The organism is bacterium, from assembly GCA_021372615.1.
In the GTDB taxonomy this organism is placed as follows: Bacteria; Armatimonadota; Zipacnadia; order Zipacnadales; family UBA11051; genus JAJFUB01.
In genome coordinates, this window is sequence record JAJFUB010000109.1 from 26,519 (window position 1) to 45,297 (window position 18,779).

15 protein-coding genes are annotated in these 18,779 nt (G+C 68.4%); 9 read left to right on the plus strand and 6 right to left on the minus strand.

Annotated features, from left to right (window positions below):
* Positions 1-11 precede the first annotated feature (11 nt).
* The 6 genes from LLH23_16175 to LLH23_16200 form a co-directional block, all read right to left on the minus strand.
* Positions 12-263 (minus strand): hypothetical protein, encoded by a 252-nt coding sequence (locus tag LLH23_16175; GenBank protein ID MCE5239998.1) that lies wholly within the window; start codon positions 261-263, stop codon positions 12-14.
* A gap of 187 nt (positions 264-450) precedes the next feature.
* Positions 451-1,272 (minus strand): sugar phosphate isomerase/epimerase, encoded by an 822-nt coding sequence (locus tag LLH23_16180; GenBank protein ID MCE5239999.1) that lies wholly within the window; start codon positions 1,270-1,272, stop codon positions 451-453.
* 108 nt (positions 1,273-1,380) lie between these two features.
* Positions 1,381-2,586 carry a Gfo/Idh/MocA family oxidoreductase gene (locus LLH23_16185; protein ID MCE5240000.1) on the minus strand — a complete coding sequence of 402 codons (1,206 nt, stop codon included), beginning with the start codon at positions 2,584-2,586 and terminating at the stop codon, positions 1,381-1,383.
* On the minus strand, positions 2,586-3,152 hold the full coding sequence (locus tag LLH23_16190) for a DJ-1/PfpI family protein (protein ID MCE5240001.1): 567 nt from the start codon (positions 3,150-3,152) through the stop codon (positions 2,586-2,588). The genes LLH23_16185 and LLH23_16190 overlap by 1 nt, the downstream gene beginning before the upstream one ends.
* A gap of 95 nt (positions 3,153-3,247) precedes the next feature.
* Positions 3,248-4,084, minus strand: coding sequence for a sugar phosphate isomerase/epimerase (locus tag LLH23_16195; protein ID MCE5240002.1), 837 nt, complete (start codon positions 4,082-4,084; stop codon positions 3,248-3,250).
* Positions 4,002-4,520, minus strand: coding sequence for a hypothetical protein (locus LLH23_16200; GenBank protein MCE5240003.1), 519 nt, complete (start codon positions 4,518-4,520; stop codon positions 4,002-4,004). Before LLH23_16200 ends, LLH23_16195 begins: the two co-directional genes overlap by 83 nt.
* A 187-nt stretch (positions 4,521-4,707) precedes the next feature.
* On the opposite strand from LLH23_16200, the gene LLH23_16205 reads away from it, so the two are divergent.
* The 9 genes from LLH23_16205 (at position 4,708) to LLH23_16245 (ending at position 18,739) form a co-directional block, all read left to right on the plus strand.
* Positions 4,708-5,712: a hypothetical protein gene (locus LLH23_16205; protein ID MCE5240004.1), complete on the plus strand. Its 1,005-nt coding sequence runs from the start codon at positions 4,708-4,710 to the stop codon at positions 5,710-5,712.
* A 222-nt stretch (positions 5,713-5,934) separates the two neighbouring features.
* Positions 5,935-6,219, plus strand: coding sequence for a co-chaperone GroES (groES, locus tag LLH23_16210; GenBank protein ID MCE5240005.1), 285 nt, complete (start codon positions 5,935-5,937; stop codon positions 6,217-6,219).
* Between the two features lie 31 nt (positions 6,220-6,250).
* Entirely contained in the window at positions 6,251-7,870 is a 1,620-nt protein-coding gene (groL, locus tag LLH23_16215; protein ID MCE5240006.1) for a chaperonin GroEL, read from the plus strand.
* A gap of 202 nt (positions 7,871-8,072) precedes the next feature.
* Positions 8,073-10,055, plus strand: coding sequence for an excinuclease ABC subunit UvrB (gene uvrB, locus LLH23_16220; GenBank protein ID MCE5240007.1), 1,983 nt, complete (start codon positions 8,073-8,075; stop codon positions 10,053-10,055).
* A 1,412-nt stretch (positions 10,056-11,467) separates the two neighbouring features.
* On the plus strand, positions 11,468-12,475 hold the full coding sequence (locus tag LLH23_16225; GenBank protein MCE5240008.1) for a tetratricopeptide repeat protein: 1,008 nt from the start codon (positions 11,468-11,470) through the stop codon (positions 12,473-12,475).
* Positions 12,476-12,488: 13 nt separating this feature from the next.
* Positions 12,489-14,006: a 4Fe-4S binding protein gene (locus tag LLH23_16230; GenBank protein MCE5240009.1), complete on the plus strand. Its 1,518-nt coding sequence runs from the start codon at positions 12,489-12,491 to the stop codon at positions 14,004-14,006.
* Between the two features lie 67 nt (positions 14,007-14,073).
* Entirely contained in the window at positions 14,074-15,771 is a 1,698-nt protein-coding gene (locus tag LLH23_16235) for a CocE/NonD family hydrolase (protein MCE5240010.1), read from the plus strand.
* Positions 15,772-15,820: 49 nt separating this feature from the next.
* Positions 15,821-16,711: an NAD(P)-dependent oxidoreductase gene (locus LLH23_16240; GenBank protein ID MCE5240011.1), complete on the plus strand. Its 891-nt coding sequence runs from the start codon at positions 15,821-15,823 to the stop codon at positions 16,709-16,711.
* A gap of 117 nt (positions 16,712-16,828) precedes the next feature.
* A complete protein-coding gene (locus LLH23_16245; protein ID MCE5240012.1) occupies positions 16,829-18,739 on the plus strand; it encodes a hypothetical protein in 1,911 nt (636 codons plus the stop codon).
* The last annotated feature ends 40 nt before the right edge of the window (positions 18,740-18,779 follow it).

Here is an 18,779-nt window from a genome sequence, read left to right on the forward strand (position 1 = left end):
GCCTGCCAAGCTTACTGACGTGGCGCGCCGACGGGCTGCGGCTGGGGGGCCGCCGGACGCGGGGCGGCCTGTGCCGCCGGGGCCTGCGCGACCTGCGCCGGCGCCGTCTGAGCCGGGCGGCGCATCAGGACGCTCACCTGCGGCGCGGTGCCGGTGATGCCGATGCAGTCGAAGCCCTTGGCCACCATCTCCGCGATCCGCTCGTTGAAGTGCCCTACCTTCGCCCCGCCCTGTTCCACGACCTGATACTCGAATTGCGCCATTGCGATCACCTTCCGGGTCAGACATTCCCAAACGTCAAGAGGTGGGGGAGGGGCGCCCCGTGACGGGGGCTCCCGCCCCCGCCTAGATTGGGCCGCGCCTCCGGCGCTCAACGGCGCGCCACCCCGTCATCTGCCCATCTCCCCATCGCGCCATCGCCTCATCCCGCCGTGGCCCCATCGCGGCCCCCTACAGGCTCAGGATCTTGTCCATCGCGCCGCTGGTGGCCTGGAGCAGGTACTCCGGGAAGTACTGGTACGGCGGCATCATCTCGGCCGTGACCGCACCCTTGTACTTGATGGCCTTGAGGGCTTTCATCACCGCGTCCCACGGCACGTCGCCCTCCAGCAGGTCCACGAAGCCGTCCAGATCGGCGATGCTGCGCTTGAAGTCCTTGAAGTGCACCGCGCTGATGCGGTCGCCCAGGATACGGATCCACTGGTCCGGATAGCCGCTGGCCAGGACGTTGCCCACGTCGAAGTACGCCTTGACCATCGGGCTGCCGCACGCGTCCACAAAGTTGCGGAACTCCAGGGGCGACAGCAGGAACTTGTTCCAGACATACTCGATGCCAATGGTGACCCCGGTCTTCTCGGCCTCGGGCACCATCTTCTTGATGACCTCCAGGCTCTTCTCCCAGGCCACATCGTAGGGCAGATCAGGCGTGACCGTGCAGGGGATGGTCAGGGCTGTCGTGGCGCCGATGGCCTTGGCCAGTTGCAGCGACTTCTTGCAGATGTCCAGGCCGACCTTGTTGATCTTGCCGCCGTCGAGGACCATCGGCTGCGACCAGTACAGGCCGGTGGCGAAGGTGGGCGTCTGCAGACCGATCTTGTCGGCCATCTGCTTGATGGCCTTGATCTCGGCCGCCGTCGTCTTCATGTTGATCTCGGCGTCGGGGCCCTCCAGCGTCAACTCAATGGCCTCAAAGCCGGACGCCTTGGCCAGCTTCATGCGGTCCTTGAGCTTCATGCCGCCCGGGAACGACCAGTAACTGATGGACTTTATCATCTGTCATGCCCTCCTACGGGTATGGTTCCGATTGTGTAGTGGCGCGATTCATCGCGCCGGGTGTCGCCAGATGCGTCGCAGGGCCAACGGGCGCGATGAATCGCGCCGCTACATCGCCGTTTCGATGCGGTCCTGATATCGGTGCAGGGATCCGTCCAGCACCTCCGCGACCGTGACTTTGCGTCCGGCGGTCGCCGACTCGAGGATGGCTTGCGTGACAGCCAGGGCGCGGAGGCCCTGGGCGCCGTCGGCTTCGGGCGGAGCTTCGCGGGCCACGGCCCGGGCGAAGCTGTAGAACTCCGCCGCCAGCAGCTTGCGGTCGGTCTCGGGGTAGGGGAAGGAGTACTGCGACGGGCGGTCGCCGAACAACTGCGTCTCGATCTCGTTGAGCTGGTAGGACGGCGTGAGTTCCAGCATCTTGTCGGCAGGCACCTCGTTGCGCTCACGGGAGAGCGTCAGCGGGGCGCCGGTACGGTCGCCGGGCAGGTTGAGCGTGCCGGCGGTGCCGAAGATCGTGCGCTGGCCAAACGTGTGGCCGGGGCTGGCGAAGCTGATGGTCAGGTGGCCCTGCGCGCCGCTCTCGAAGGCCAGGGCGGCCGTGCAGGCGTCCTCGGCGTCCACGTCCACGGTCACTTCGGTGCCGTCGTACTCCTTGCCGGCGCGCAGGAAGTGCACCAGTTGGGCCTCGCCGGCCACCGTGGCCACCGGCCCCATGAGGCTCTCGAGGATGTAGAGGGCGTGGATGCCCACGTCCAGCAGCACACCGCCCGCCGCGAGTTTGTGGCGCCAGGCGGTGCCGATGATCGTGTATGCCGAGCCGATGGCGAGCTGCAGAGCGAAGCTCGGGTGGCCGATGAGCCCGTCCCTGATGCAGGCCCTGGCGAGGCGGTTGATCGGGTCGTGGCGGTTGTTCTCGGCTGTGGCCAGGACGCGTCCGTGACTCGCGGCTGCCTCGACCATGCGCTGCCCGCGCGCCACGGTAATGGCCAGGGGCTTCTCGCACAAGACGTCCAGACCGGCCTCCAGCAGGCCGACCACCAGCCCATCGTGGGAGCGTGGATCGGTGACGACATCGGCGGCTTGCAGGTCAGGCTGGTCGCGCAGCGCCTGCGCCAGGTCGGTGTAGACGACCGGCCGGGCCCCGAGGAGTTGCTCGGCCTCGGCCGCAACCTTCTCGGCCAAGTCCAGCCGCCGGTCGCAGACCGCGGTCAGGCGCACATGGCCCGGCCAGACGCGCTGCAATTCCCCCAGGCCGCGCACGTGGCGCGCGCCCATCATGCCACAGCCGACGAGGAGCAGGTTGATTGGTTCCATCAGGCCTTGCCATCCCGGAAGGCGTTCAGTTGCTTCATGAACTCCCGCATCCACGGCGCGTTGTCGTGGAACGTGCGGGCGCTGACGATGTTGCCATCCACCACGCACGGCTCGTCCACATAGGTGGCGCCGCAGACCTCGGCGTCGTAGGCGCACTTGGCGACGGTGGTCACCCGCTTGCCCCGGATGACGCCGGCCTTGGCCACGATCTCGATGCCGTGGCAGACCACCGCGATGGGCTTGCCCGCGGTGGCGAAGTGGCGCGTGATGCGCATCAGGTCCTCGTCGTAGCGGATGTACTCAGGGGCCCGACCGCCCGAGAGGATGAGCCCGACGTATTCCTCCTCGCGGATGTCGCGGAAGGCGATGTCAGCGGCGAAGTTGTAGCCTTTGGACTCCTGGGTGATGTCCCAGTCGGCCGGTTTGTCGTGCTGGACGAGGTGGTAGACGCGCTTCTGGGGGGCGGCCACCCAGCACTGGTAGCCGTCCTCCTGGACGCGGTAGTACGGGTAGAGCGTGTCCGTGACTTCCGCGGCCTCGCCGATGACGAGCAGGACTTTCTGCATTGGGTGTCTCCTGTAGGGCGGGGGCTTGTACCCCGCCCTGCCGTCTGCATCGTGCCACGCGGGGCGGGGTACGAGCCCCCGCCCCACAACATCACCTACACTCCAGCCGCCTCGGCCGCGGCTTGCATCACACCATAGCAGTGCCGCGCCGCGCCCCAGACGTCATACTCCGGCTTCGACCAGACCATCGTGCTGATCTCGAGTGTGATGACCTCGCGCCAGCCGTACTGGTGCATGGCGGCGACGTACTCGACCAGGTCGAGCTGTCCCGTCCCTGGCAGGACGAGGGCGAAGCTGCCATCGTCGTGGCGGACGGCGTCGGTGACGTGTGTGTGGGCGGTGTAGGGCAGGAGGCGCTGGACGGCCTCGGTGATGCCCTCGCCGGCCAGGAAGAGATGGACGATGTCGAAGTGCAGGCGTAAGCGCGCGCTACCGACGGTGTCCAGCAGCCAGGTGATACGGTCGGAGCAGTTGACGGCAGCGCCGGTGTGGGCTTCGCCGGCGAGGATGAAGTCGTGCTCCCCGGCCAGGGCGGCGTAGTCGCCCAACAGGTCCAGCATGCGTCCCCGGACCTGCTCCCACTGGTCGCGGCCGGCGCCGAAGCCGATCGCGAGGACGGGGGGCTCGCCCATGCCCAGGTCACGCGCCAGTTGCGCCGCCGTGGCAGCGCGCTGCAGGTTGACTCGATGGGCGTCATCGTCGGGGGTGAAGATCGAGCCGAGCATGAAGAGGGCAGGGAGGCGCAGGCCAGAGTCGGCGACTAGTTGTCGCAGATGTGCCCGGCGTGGCCCGTCGAAGTCGCCCAGGTCGCCCCGGTCGCGGTTGGGGCCGATGCAGATCTCGACGCCCCTATATCCCAGTGCCGCCAGGCCGGGAAGCGCTTCCTCCAGGGGGACGGTGGGCATGGCATAGGTGCCGTAGGCGAACTCCATGTCGTGTGCCTTTCCGGGCGGTCGTGTCGGCTACTGCCGAGGCGCTGTCGGCCCTGCCGGCGGACATCTGGTGATAGCGTGGCAAGTTGCCGCTGTCATCCGCTCCCCCGCAGGACGATTCGCCTGTGCGGGCGGGGAGGACCATGGTCACGCGCGCGGCAGGATGAGGGCGCTCGACCAGCTTGCGGGAGCGCATGAACGCAAAGAGCTGGGCGCCCACGATGATGAGCAAGCCGATCAGGATGACAATGAGCAGCCAGATGACCTCTGGGGACAAGCCGGCCTTGCGCTTGCCGTAGACGTAGCGGCGGCCGCGCGTCGCGCGCTTGACCAGCACGGTCTCCAGCGGCGCCCGGCAGTGCGGACAGGTCAGGTCCTCGTGCTGAACCATCTCGCCACACTTGGGGCACTCGAGCCGTTCGGTAGGCTTGTGCATGGGCCCGCTCCTGCGACGTGACTGCCACGCCCCTTCGCCGACCCTCACCGCGACTCCTTCTCGGGTGTTACCAGGCGTTGCGCATCGGTTACGGCATGGTGCGCGGCGGGGTCTTCAGGCTGCAGAGCGCGGGCCGATGATGCTGGTACGCCAGAGGCGATCGCTGCCGGTGATGAGGTGTCCAACGATGGGGATTGACGCAAGCACTGCTGCGGTCCGTGCGGCCGAGACGTCACGGCTGCCAGACATGCTGCCCCAGGCGCACACGCCCCTCGAGGTGCTGTGCGCGCTCGCCGAGGACGGGATGCCGTGCGGCCTGGACCTGTGGGCCATGGCGGTGACCCGCTGCGACGTACCGGAGGTGTACCTGTGCACCGAGGCCCCGGTGGACCCGGACTGCGCCGCCAGCCAACTGGCGCACTTCGTAGCCTCGGCCTCGGCACTGCCCTGTGAGGGCGATCTGCTCATGCCCGACTGGTCGCAGGCGGCGCAACGAGTGGTGTGCCTCGCCCCCCAGCAGCCCGCACACACCGGCGAGCTGGCCGAGTATCGTGACACGCACCTGCCCACCGGGGACCAGACGGGTGTCATCATTCGGGCCGCCAACCTGGCGGCCGCCGACGAAGCGACCCCCACCCCCGCGTGGGACCGTCTGCCGATGATGGTGCAGTACGCCGCGCCGTACCTGCGTTCCATGAGCCTGGTGGACCCGGACACGACCCGGGGCATGATTGACGTGGAGAGCGGCATGTATAGCTGGCCCTACTTCATGGACGCCATCGAGCGGGAGGTGGACCGCTCCCGGCGCTACCAGAGCGAACTGTCCCTGGCCGTCGTGGAGTTGAAGGCCATGCGGGTGCTGGGCGAGATCCCAGGCGATCTGCATCGCCGGATAGGGTCTCATATCGTGGCGAATGTGCGCCGATCGGATATCGTGGGCCGGGTCGGCAAGCGCACGTATGCCGTCTTCTTCCACGGCACCGGTCCCCGCCCCGCGCTGATCGCCGCCGGGCGCATCGCCGAGGCGCTGGGCGCCGATGGGGCCATCGCCGGCATCGTGTCCTTCAGCCTCGGGGTGAGCGGGTGGGAGAAAAGCGGGCCGCTAGAGGTCGGCACGCTGATGTCGCAGGCGGGGGAGGCAGCGGCCGAGGCAGCTTTGATCGCCCCCGGCAGTGCCTTCGTGTACGTCTGAGGCCCGCGGTGTCGGACCCATAGGGCCGGTGCGTGGCTCCCATATTGACATTTGCGCCCCCGCTGGTATAATGCCCTCGTTAGCACTCTACTCTATCGAGTGCTAATTCTCTCAGACACCCGCGGATGGTATGTCCGCTCGGCCGGAAGCAGGCCGAATCCTGTACGGCCCGGAGCCCAACCCCGCTCCGGAGCCTTTCCATTTCAAGGTGGTGCGTAGCCTATGCTTCAACCATTGGGTGACCGTGTGCTCGTCAAGCCGCTGGAAGCCGAGGAGAAGAGCGCCGGCGGGATCATCCTGCCCGAGAAGGCCCAGGAGAAGCCCCGCGAGGGTGAAGTCATTGCTGTCGGACCGGGCAAGGTCAACGACAAGGGCGACCGCAAGGTCATGACCGTCAAGGTCGGCGACACCGTCGTCTACAGCGAGTACGGCGGCACGGAGATCTCGTACGAGGGCACCGACTACCTGCTCATTGATGAGGGCAGCATCCTGGCCGTGAAGGCCTAAGCACGCGAAATCAACGGGAGGTCTACACATAATGGCCAAGCAACTCGCCTTCAGCGAGGAGGCACGGCGGGCGCTGCAGAGCGGCGTGGACAAGGTCGCCGACGCGGTCGCCGTCACTCTCGGCCCCAAGGGCCGCAATGTCGTCATCGCCAAGAAGTGGGGCGGCCCCACCATCACCAAGGATGGCGTGACCGTCGCCAAGGAAGTCGAACTGGACGACCGCTACGAGAACATGGGCGCCCAGTTGTGCAAGGAAGTCGCCTCCAAGACCAATGACGACACCGGCGATGGCACCACCACCGCCACCGTGCTGGCCCGCGCCATCGTCCAGGCCGGGCTGCGCAACGTCGCCGCCGGCGCCAACCCGATGCTCATCAAGCGCGGCATCGAGCGCGCCACCACCGCCATGGTCGAAGAGATCCGCAAGATGTCCGAGCCGCTCGAAGGCCGCGACGCTGTGGCCAACGTGGCGGGCATCGCCGGCAACGACCACGAGATCGGCGAGCTCATCGCCGACGCCATGGACAAGGTGGGCAAGGACGGCGTCATCACCGTCGAGGAGTCCAAGGTCGGGCGCACCGAGGTCGAGGTCGTCGAGGGCATGCAGTTCGACAAGGGCTACATCTCCCCGTACTTCGTGACCGAGGGCGACAGCATGCAGGCCGTGCTGGAGAAGCCCTTCATCCTGCTGTATGAGAAGAAGATCTCCTCCGCCGCCGACCTCGTCCCCGTGCTGGAGAAGGTCGCGGGCGCCGGCCGGCCCATGCTCATCATCGCCGAGGACGTCGAGGCCGAAGCTCTGGCCACCCTCGTCGTCAACAAGATGCGGGGCACCATCCAGGCCTGCGCCGTCAAGGCCCCCGGCTTTGGCGACCGCCGCAAGCGCAACCTGGAAGACATCGCCATCCTGACCGGCGGCCAGTTCATCTCCGAGGACCTCGGCATCAAGCTCGAGAACGTGGAGCTGACTGACCTCGGCACCGCCGAGCGCGTCGCGATCGGCAAGGACGAGACCACGATCGTGCAGGGCGGCGGCAGCCAGGAAGAGATCGCCGCGCGCATCGGCCAGATCCGCAAGGAGATCGAGACCACCGACAGCAACTACGACCGCGAGAAGCTCGAAGAGCGCCTGGCGAAGCTCGCCGGCGGCGTGGCAGTCATCAAGGTCGGCGCGGCCACCGAGACCGAACTGAAGGAACTCAAGCACCGCTACGAGGACGCCCTGTCGTCCGCGCGGTCGGCGCTGGAAGAGGGCATCGTCCCCGGTGGCGGCGTCGCGCTACTGCGCGCCGCGGCCGCTCTCGAACTCGAGGCGGAGGCCGGCGACGAGGCCACGGGTATCGCCATCGTCAAGAAGGCGGCCCAGGAGCCGCTGAAGCGCATCGCCGAGAATGCGGGCCTCAACGGCGCCGTCGTGGCCGAGAAGGTGCTGGGTCACAAGTCCGCCAAGTACGGCTTTGACGCGGCGACCGAGGAGTATGGCGACATGCTCAAGGCCGGCATCATTGACCCGGTCAAGGTCGTGCGCTCAGCCCTGGAGAACGCCGCCAGCATCGGCTCGCTGGTCCTGACCACCGAGACACTGGTCGCCGACATCCCCGAGCCCGAGCCGCCCATGCCGCCCGGCGGCCCCGGCGGGATGGACTACTAACGGCGAACGGCGAAAACAGAAGAACGGAAGAACGGAATGACGGGGCGCGCCGGAAGATCGGCGCGCCCCTGTTTTCTGTGGTGACGGCTGTATCAAACATTTGTTTGTGTGGTATAATGCACAACTGGTCTCCCGGCCAGTGCGCGCCGCTGAGGGGGCCTGCCGTTCACTCCCAACTCTCAACTCCGAACTGTCAACCCACATGCCCCAGTTCCAGATCATCTCCGACTACGAACCCAAGGGCGACCAGCCCGCGGCCATTGAGGGCCTCACGGCTGGCTTGCAGCGCGGCGACAAGGAGCAGATCCTGCTCGGCGTCACCGGCTCGGGCAAGACCTACATGATCGCCAACGTGATCGAGCGCGTGCAGCGGCCGACACTCGTGCTGGCGCACAACAAGACCCTGGCCGGTCAGCTCGCCATGGAGTTCAAGGAGTTCTTCCCGAACAACGCCTGCGAGTATTTCGTCTCCTACTACGACTACTACCAGCCCGAAGCGTACCTGCCCCAGACCGACACCTACATCGAGAAGGACTCGCAGATCAACGAGGAGATTGACCGGCTGCGGCACTCGGCCACGCAGTCACTGCGCGAGCGGCGCGACACCATCGTCGTCGCCAGCGTCTCGTGCATCTTCGGGCTCGGCTCGCCCGAGCAGTACGAGGAGATCGTGCTGGCGGTGCGGGTGGGGCAGGAAGTAGACCGGGACGAGATGCTGCGCCAACTCGTGCGGATGCAGTTCTCGCGCAATGACATCGGTCTGGACCGGGGCACCTTCCGCGTGCGCGGCGACGTCATCGAGGTCCACCCCGTGGATCAGGACGTGATCGTGCGCCTGGAGCTGTTCGGCGACGAGGTGGAGCGCATCTGCCTGGTGGACCAACTCACCGGGGAGATACTCGAAGGCCGCGACCACATCACCATCTACCCGGCCACGCACTTCGTCGCCTCGCGCGAGCGCCTCGAAGGGGCGCTGCAGACCATCGAGGCGGAGCTGCAGGAGCGCCTGGCGCTGTTCCACCGCGAGAACAAGCTGCTGGAAGCCCAGCGGCTCGAACAGCGGACACGCTACGACATGGAGATGATCCGCGAGATCGGCTACTGCTCGGGGATCGAGAACTACTCGCGCCACCTGGACGGCCGCGAGGCGGGGCAGTCGCCCTTCACGCTGCTCGACTACTTCCCGCAGGACTTCCTGGTCATCGTGGACGAGTCGCACCAGACGATCCCGCAACTGCGGGCCATGTACGAGGGCGACCGCTCGCGCAAGGAGAGCCTGGTCAACTTCGGCTTCCGCCTGCCCTCGGCGTTCGACAACCGCCCCCTGACCTTCCGCGAATGGGAAGAGCGGATCGGGCAGGTCGTGTACATGTCGGCCACGCCCGGGCCGTACGAGCTGGCGCGGGCTACCCAGATCGTCGAGTGCGTCGTGCGGCCCACCGGCCTGCTCGACCCCGAGGTCGAGATCCGGCCCACGCAGGGGCAGATAGACGACCTCGTCGCTGAGATCCGTAAGCGCGTGGAGAACGAGCAGCGCGTGCTGGTCACGACGCTGACCAAGCGCATGGCCGAAGACCTCACGGACTACCTGGCCGAGTTGGGCATCCGCGTACACTACCTGCACTCCGACATCGAGACCCTGGACCGCCACGAGCTGCTGCGCAACTTGCGGCTGGGCGAGTACGACGTGCTGGTCGGGATCAACCTGTTGCGCGAGGGGCTGGACCTGCCGGAAGTGTCGCTCGTGGCGATCCTCGATGCCGACAAGGAGGGCTTCCTGCGGTCGGAGACGTCGCTGGTGCAGACCATGGGCCGGGCCTCGCGCCATGTCGAGGGCCGGGTCATCATGTATGCCGACACGAAGACCGAGGCCATGCGGGCGGCCATCAGTGAGGTGGAGCGCCGCCGCAAGAAGCAGCGGAAGTACAACGAAGAGCACGGCATCGTGCCACAGAGCATCCACAAGGCCGTGCGCGACACGATCCGGGCGACGCAGGAAGTGCAGGAGGCGGCGCGGCGGTTCATTGGCGAGGACGCAGCCAAGAAGCTACGGGCGGAGGACCTCGAGGAGGTCATCGCGGCGCTGGAGAGCGAAATGCACGAGGCGGCGGCGGAGTTGGACTTCGAGCGCGCCGCGGAGCTGCGCGACGAGATCAAGGAACTGAAGGCGTTACTGGCCGAATAGCAGTCTGCCGTGCGCGCGCGAAGACCATGCACATGCCCCGGCGCCTCGCCAACTCAGCCCTCGCCATGGCCGGCCTCGTCTTCGTCCTGGCCCTCGCCCTGCGCCTGATCTACCTGCATGGCCTGCAGACCAACCCCACGTTCGCCCAGCCCCTCATGGATGCCGCCTATCACGACCAGTGGGCGCGGCGGCTTGCCGCCGGCGACTGGCTGGGGCGCGAGGTCTTCTTCCGCGCGCCCCTCTACCCGTACTGCCTCGGGGGGCTGTACGCCGTCTTCGGCCCGAACCCCGTGGCGGCGCGTGTCGTGCAGTTCGCGCTGGGAGCGCTCACGTGCGCGCTGACGTGCCTCCTGGGCTGGCGCGTCGGGGGGCGCGGCGTCGGGCGCGTGGCGGGCCTGGGGGCGGCGGCGTACGGGCCCCTGATCTACTTCGACGGTGAGTTGCTGCTGCCGGTGCTGGAGACGCTCTTGGGGACGGCGCTGCTGCTGGCGTTGGCGGGGGCGCTGGAGAGCAGGATGTCGCAGCCAACAGCAGCCTCCGCTGCCCCCAACGATCGCCCAGTGCCGGCGTCTCGCCGGCCCTGGGTCGTGGCGGGCCTCCTCCTGGGCCTGTTTGCCATCACCCGCCCAAACATCCTCGCTTTCCTGCCCATGCTGGTCGTGTACCTGGCCGTTCGCCTGGGCCTGCGCCGGGCGGTGGTGCCCGTGGCGGCGCTGGTGCTCGCGACGGCGCTGCTCATCGCCCCAGTGAGCATCCGCAATGCCGTGGTGGGCCACGATCGGGTGCTGATCTCCTCGCAGGGGGGACTGAACCTCTACATCGGTAACAACCCCGAGGCGGACGGGACCTCGGCCGTCGTGCCCGGGACGCGGGCAACGTGGTGGGGCGGCTATCGGGACGCCAACGCCATCGCCGAGCGGGAGATGCGGCACCCCCTCAGGCCGTCCGAGGTGTCGGCGTACTGGACCCGGCGGACGGTCGAGTTCATCACCTCCGAGCCGGGCGCGTGGCTGCGGCTCATGGGGCGCAAGACGTTCCTGCTTTGGTACGGGCACGAGCTGGGCAACAACGCCGAGGAGTACGCGGCGACGTGGTTCTCACCGCTGCTGGCGGCGCTGATGGGCATGATCGGGCCGCTGCGCTACCCGTTCGGCTTGCTCGGGCCGCTGGCGCTGGTGGGGATGGGCCTGGCAGTCTATGGTCGCGAGCGGCGCCTGACGCCGCTGAGCCTGTACGTGCTGGTCTACAGCGCCTCGATCATCGCCTTCTTCGTCTGCGCGCGGTACCGCATGCCCCTGGTGCCGGCGCTGCTGGTGCTGGCGGCGTACGGGGTGGTGTCGGGGGTGAAGCTGGCACAGGAGCACCGCCTCAAGCCGCTGGTCGTGGCGGGTGTGGCCGCCGTGGCGCTGGTGGTGCTGCTCAACACCGACCTGTACCACCGGGGGCAGATTGACTACGCCAAGGCCTACCTGGACCTGGGGCAGGCGTACCTGCAGGCCGGACGGCTCGACGAGGCCGAGCGCGACATGCGCCGGGCGGTCGCGGCCAATGGCGAACGGCTGGAGCCGCGCCTGGCGCTGGCCAACTGCCTGATCCAGGCTGGACGCCCCGCTGAGGCCCGCGAGTGGGTCGAGCCCGTTGTGGCGCAGCAGCCGGGCCGTTGGGACGCCCTGGTGATCCTGGCCGATGCGCTGGCCGCCGAACGCCATGACGCCGCGGCGGTGCCGTACTACGAGCGGGCCCTGGAGCTCGACCCCAGCGGGGCGGAGGCGGTGATGCGGCTGGCGCGGAGTCTGCAGCGCCTGGGGCGCACTGCCGAGGCGGAGCGCGTGCTGGCCGGCGGCCCGACCCGCGTGGCGGGGGGCGAGTTGGTGCCGCTGACGCAAGCGCGGTTGGCGCTGGACCGCGGCGACGCCCGGGAGGCCGTCCGACTGGCGCAGGAAGCCCTGAAGCTGGCACCGGAGCTGATCGCGGCCCGGCGGGTGCTGATGCTGGCGTACGGGCGGCTGGGGCAGCTTGACCAGGCGCGGCCAAACGCCGAGGCAATCCTGCGGGAACACCCCGATGATGTCGAGGCGCTGACTGTGATGGCGAAGCTGTGCCTGGCCGGCAACCGGATGGCCGAGGCGGTGCCCCTGCTGCAGCGGGTCACGGCGGCCGATCCGGCGCGGGGTGAGGCCTGGGGCGATCTGGCGGTGGCCCTGTCCTTCACGGGTGACCTGCAGGGGGCGATCCGTGCCGCCGAGCAGGCCCTGAAGCTCGATCCCACTGACAGCAAGGCCCGGTTCACGAAGGCCGGATGCCTGCTGGACATGGGGCGCAAGCAGGAAGCGGCGGCGGAATGCCGAACGCTCCTGAAGCACGACCCCGGTTTCGCGCCGGCGCAGAAGATGCTGGAATTCCTGCAACGCAAGGCATGACCGAAAGGCAACGATGCGCGTGAGTCTCCTGCGGCGGGGCGTGCAGTTCCTCTCCCTGCTGCTCTTCCTGGGTCTGCTGGCCAAGACCACATGGCCCCTGGCGCCCTGGCCGGCAGGGCTGGAGCTGCCACGGCACCTCTTCCTGAGCCTCGATCCCCTCGCCGCCCTGTGCGTGCTGCTGTCGCCCTATCGCTCGTGGGCTGTGCTGCATGTCTTCTGGCCCGCGCTGGTGGTCCTGGCGGCTACGGTGGTGTTCGGGCGCTTCTTCTGCGGGTGGCTATGCCCTCTGGGGGCGTGCATCGAGGGTGCGGACAACGGGCTCGCGCGGGCGCGGAAGCGGCGGACTCGGGCGGTCCGGGACGTCCCGCCCCACGCGGTCAAATACCTGCTGCTGGCCCTGGTGCTGGCCGCCGCCCTGTTCGGCATGCACCTGTTCTGGGTGCTGGACCCCCTGCCGGCCTTCACGCGCGCCTATGCCGTGGTCCTGGACAGCCAGGGGAGAGACGCCTACAACGCGATGGTACCCCTGCTGCGCGAGGTGGGGCTGCGCGCTCGGCCGGTGGCGGAGCGCCCCTTCGCACTCGCTGCGGTGACGGGGTCGGCATTCCTGCTGATCCTGCTAGGCGGCCTCATCGGGACCCGCGTCTGGTGCCGCAGCCTGTGCCCGCTCGGGGCGCTGCTCGGCGTGGTGGGGCGCCTTGGCCTATGGCGGCGCAGGGCCGGAGAGGGCTGCAACGCCTGCGGGCGCTGCGCGCACTCGTGCCCCATGCACGCCATCCCGACGGCGGCGCCGACGCAGACGCGACAGGCCGAGTGCATCCAGTGCTACGAGTGCGTGGCCGCGTGTCCGGGCAAGGGCAACACACTCGCGTTGGGCCGCACGCCGGTCGTGTCCACCGTGGACGTGGGGCGGCGGCAGCTTCTGGCGGCGGCAGGGACCGGGCTGGCCTATGGCGGGCTGACGTACTGGGGGATCATCCCCCGCTTCGCGACGCGGCGGCTGATCCGCCCCCCCGGGGCCATCGTGCGGGGCGCCGGCGGAGCGCTGCGGGGCCTGATGACTGAGGGTGAGTTCCGCAGCAAGTGCCTGCGTTGCGGCCAGTGCATGAAGGCCTGCATCACCGGCGGGCTGCAGCCGGCCGTGACCGAGGCGGGGCTGGACGGCTTCTACACCCCGGTCCTCAAACCGCGCGTCGGCTGGTGCGAACAGAGCTGCCGAGCCTGCGGCGAGGTGTGCCCCAGTGGGGCGCTGGTGACGTTCAGTGCCGAGGAGAAGCCGTTCATTCGCATTGGGGAAGCGCACCTCGACCAGGGGCGCTGCCTGGCGTGGGGGATGGGGGAGGCGTATCGCGAGTGCCTGGTATGCAACGAGCACTGCTCGTATGGCTCGATTGTGCTGGTGGATGAGGACGGGTGTCGGCGGCCGTATGTCAGCAGCGATGTGTGCGTCGGGTGCGGGCAGTGTGAGAATGCCTGCCCGGTCCAGCCCACGGCGGCGATCACCGTGTCGCGCCGGGGGCCGAGGGTCTGACGCGAGCAGGGCGTCGCCGCACCGGCCGGGGGCCCGGGCGGCGTGCAGCAGCCGGGAGGTGGTCTCTGTGAACGACGACAGCAGCGGTGCGCTCGGTGTCATCACCGAGCTGGATGTCGAGGTCCCCATGCGGGACGGTGTGATCCTGCGTGCGAACGTCTTCCGACCAGACATGCCGGGCCAGTTCCCGGCCATCCTGACCCGCACGCCGTACAACAAGGGTGGGGGCTGTGACCTGCGGTTCGTGCGAGCAGGCTACGTGGTGGTCATCCAGGACTGCCGCGGCCGCTACGCCTCCGACGGCGAGTTCCAGTCCTTCCATACGCCACACAGCCACGAAGCCGAGGACGGTTACGACAGCGTCGAATGGCTGGCCGCGCAGCCGTACTGCAACAGCCAGGTGGGGCTGATGGGGTCGTCGTATCCCGGCTGGCTGGCCTGGGAGGCCGCCTCGGCGCAGCCGCCGCACCTGGTGGCGATGTCGGCCTGCACCATCCCCGTCGAACTCACTGATCTGGACTTTCCGGGAGGCTTCCGGCCCGGCCGTCGCCTGCACTGGTGGCTCAACTCGATCGCCCCTGATCTGCGCCGGCGGGCCGGCTGGCCGCCGCCCCATGACACGCAACTGAGCCGTGAACTGTGGCTGCGCCCCTACGGCGACATGTGGATGTCCTTCCTGCCCTGGCGGGACCTCGCGGACGCCATCCCGCCGCCGCTGGGTGAGCAGGTGCGAGCCTGGTTCGCCGACCCGCTGACGCCCGTGTGGCGCTTTGGCGAGAAGCACCGGCAGGTGCGGGTGCCCAACCTGGACTTCACCGGCTACTACGACCACTGCTGGTCGGCCGGGCACATGAGCAGCATGCAGCAGCATGGGGCCACTGCAGTGGCCCGCGAGCAGACGAAGGTGGTCATCGGTCCGTGGAACCACGGCGGCCGCGGCAGCCGCAAGTGTGGGGAGATAGACTTCGGGCCCCAGGCCGAGGTGGACATGGGGCTGATGGCCCTGCAGTGGTTCGACCACTGGCTCAAAGGGGCGGACAACGGCGTCGAGCGGTGGCCGGCCTGCCGGTACTTCGTGATGGGCGCGGGGCAGTGGCAGGACAGCGCCACATGGCCGCCACCGGCGGCACGGGAGAAAGTGCTATACCTGGGGGGCGATGGGACCGGCCGTCCTGTTGCCGCCGCCGGGACGCTCGGAGCGGAGCCCCCGGCGGAGGACCGTCCAGACCGGTACGTCTACGACCCGCGCGATCCGGTGCGCACGCTGTGGACGGAGGCCCTGTTCACGCTGGCGTCTGACCGCCGGCAGTTGGACCACCGGCCCGACATCCTCCACTACCTGACCGAGCCACTGGCTGAAGACCTGACCGTTGCCGGGTGCCCGGAGGTGGTGCTGCATGCGTCGTCCTCCGCGCCGGACACGGACTTCTTCGCCCGGCTGGTGGACGACGACCCGGACGGCCTCGCCCTGGAGGTCTGCTATGGCTTTGTGCGGGCGCGGCACCGGCACGGTCTGGACCAGGAGGAACTGCTCATCCCTGGCGAGGTAGCGGAGTTGCCCATCCGCCTGGGGCCGACGGCGGTCACGTTCCGGGCCGGCCACCGCATTCGCCTGGAGGTCACGAGCAGCGATTTCCCGAACCACGACCGGAACCACAACACGGGCGGCGACGACCTGTCGGAGACTGAGCTGGTGACCGCCCGACAGGCGGTGCACCACTCACGTGAGCATCCCTCCCGGCTGGTGCTGCCTGTGCAGTCGTAGGCGGGGCGTCAGACGCCTCGCGGAGCGTAGTCTTGCTGGAGGAAGTCAGATGAAAGTGCTCATCACGGGGGCGGGCGGAGGCGTGGCCCGTCACGTCATAGCCGCCCTGGAGGCCGACCACGAGCTGCGGCTGGTGGACTGCGTGGACCCCGAGGAGGCCACGGTGTTTGGGGGCCCGTTGCGGCAGAAGGTGCCGCTGCGCACCAGGTGGCCCTATGTCCGCGCCGATATCCTCGACGAGGAGGCCATGCTGCGGGCCTGCGAGGGCATGGAGGCAGTGATTCACCTGGCGGCCATCCCCACGGGTCATCCCGACGAGGGCAAGGCCGTGATGATGGTCAACGCCGTGGGGACGTACGTCGTCGTGGACGCGGCACGGAAGGCAGGCGTGCGGCGGTTCTTCTGCGCTTCGAGCATCAACGCCTTCGGCACGATCTACTGGCGCCTGAGCGGCCGGCCGTCGCCGTACACGACGATGCCGCTGACGGAGGACTTCCAGACGGTCGAGGAGGACCCGTACAGCCTGAGCAAGCGCGTGAACGAGGAGACGTGCGCCACGTTCACGCGCGCCTATGGCATCACGACGGCGGCCTTCCGATTCGCCGGGGTGCGGGGACAGGAAGGCTATGAGCAGCTGCGGGACAGCCTGGCTCCGACGATGGCGTGGAACGACGATCTGTTCCAGTGGGTCCACGCAGCGGACGTCGCGGGTGGGATCAAGGCGGCGCTGGAATGCCCGACACTGCCGGACTTCGGCGTCTACACCCTCTCCGGGCCCGACACGCGCTGCCCGGAGCCGACGATGGAGATCCTGGAGCGCTTCCGGCCGGACCTGGCGGCGAGCCCGACCGAGGAGTTGCCCGGCCGGACCCCGCTGATGTCCATCACCAGGGCGCGGCGGACGTTCGGGTATGACCGGCGATACTGGCTGATCGAGTAGAATGCTCCGCGACGCCTTGCCTTCCGCTCCCTGACTACCGCCATGTCGGTGCCCACTGTTCCCCAACTGGTCGCTGAGCACTCGGGCGCGCACGCCGCTGCTCCTGCACGTGCGCGTGTGACCGTGCGGGCGATCGTCCTGGGCGCTCTGCTCATCCCCCTCAATGTCTACTGGGTGATGATGGTCGAGGGCATCTGGCACAGCGGCCATCCCTCGGTCATGGCCCTGCCCTGGGGGGCGGTGTTCAACCTCGTCATCCTGCTGCTGGTCAACGTGCTGCTGCGCCGGTTCGCCCCCCGCCATGCCTTCACCCAGGCCGAACTCATCACCATCTACACCATGGTCGCCATCGCGGTCATGCTTGCGGGACATGACACGCTGCAGTTGGGCGTGCCCAACATGTCGTATGGCTGGTGGTTCGCCACCGAGGCCAACCACTGGGAGCAACTCTTCCACGAGTACCTGCCGCGCTTCCTGACCGTCAGTGACGAGGCGGTGCTGAAGCCCTACTACAGCGGCGACAGCACGCTCTACACGCGGCAGCATCTGATGGCGTGGGTCGGTCCGGCCCTGTGGTGGGTGGGGATCGTGCTGGCGGTCGGGGTGGTGATGGTCGGCCTGAACGTCATCATGCGGCGACAGTGGACCGAGAACGAGCGGCTGGGCTACCCCATCGTGCAGTTGCCGCTGGCCATGACGGCCGAGGGCGGCAGCCGCGCGTTCTATGCCAGCCGCATGCTGTGGCTCGGCATCGCCATCGCCGCGGCCATAGACCTGTCCAACGGGCTGCACCACTTCTGGCCCGCCTGGTTCAGCTTCGACGTGCGGCATGACAGCCCCAAGCACTTCATTGACACGCGGCCGTGGGACAAGCCGTGGAGCGCCATGGGGCGCATTGACTTCCCCCTGTATCCCTTCTGCATCGCCCTGGGCTTCCTCATTCCGCTGGACCTGTGCTTCTCGATGTGGTTCTTCTTCATCGTGCGCAAGCTCATGCAGGTGTGGGCGGTGGCGCTGCCGATCCGCATGATGCCGGGGCTGCCGTACTTCGGCGAGCAGTCCTTCGGGGCGTGGTTCGCGCTGGGCGTGTACGGCCTCTGGGTGGCGCGACGGCACCTGGCGCGGTTGGGGCGACGGCTGTGGCGCGGGGCGCTCGACGACACCACCGCCGAGGGCGACCCGATGAGCTACCGCGCGGCCGTCGGCGCCATGGGCCTCGGCCTGGTGTTCCTGCTGTGGGTGACGATGAAGGCCGGCATGAGCTTGCCCGCCACGCTGCTATTGTATGGCTTCGGCTTCCTCATCCACCTGACGGTGACACGGGTGCGGGCGGAGCTGGGGCCGCCGGCCCACGAGATGGCCGGCAACATGAACGCCGTGACCCTCGGCACCATCTTCGCGGGCACCAAGGGCCTCGGGGCGCGCAGCCTCACCATCTTCCCGCTGTTCTGGTGGTTCACGGGACGGGGCTACCGCACCACGCCGATGCCGGTGCAACTCGAGGGCTTCAAGATGGCGGAGGTGTCGGGGGCCGAGCCGCAGCGCCTGGCCGTGGGCATGGCCCTGGCCCTCGGGCTGGGGGCGCTGTTCACCTACTGGTCGGCCATCCACCTGACCTACCAGTATGGCACGACGCCCCTGGTCGGCCACAACGGCGGGCAGTGGTCGGAACTGGCTTCGTGGCTGAACTACCCCAAGGACCCGAGCTGGCAGCGGATGCTGTTCATCGGCCTGGGCGGGGCGGCGACGGTCGGCATGATGTGGATGCGGATGAACTTCCTGTGGTGGCCGCTGCACCCGGCCGGCTACGCCCTGGGCGCGCTCTTCGGGACGGACTACTTCTGGAGCTGCCTGCTGATTGCCTGGCTCATCAAGTGGGCGATCCTGCGCTGGGGCGGCCACAAGACCCACCGGAACTTCATGCCCATGGTCTACGGGGTCATCCTCGGGGAGTACTTTGTGGGGGCCTTCTGGAGCGCACTCAGCGTAATCCTCAAGGAGCGGATCTACGACTTCTCGCCGGGGTAGCCGTTGAGGCCATGGGTGCCGCACACGGCGCGGCACCCGC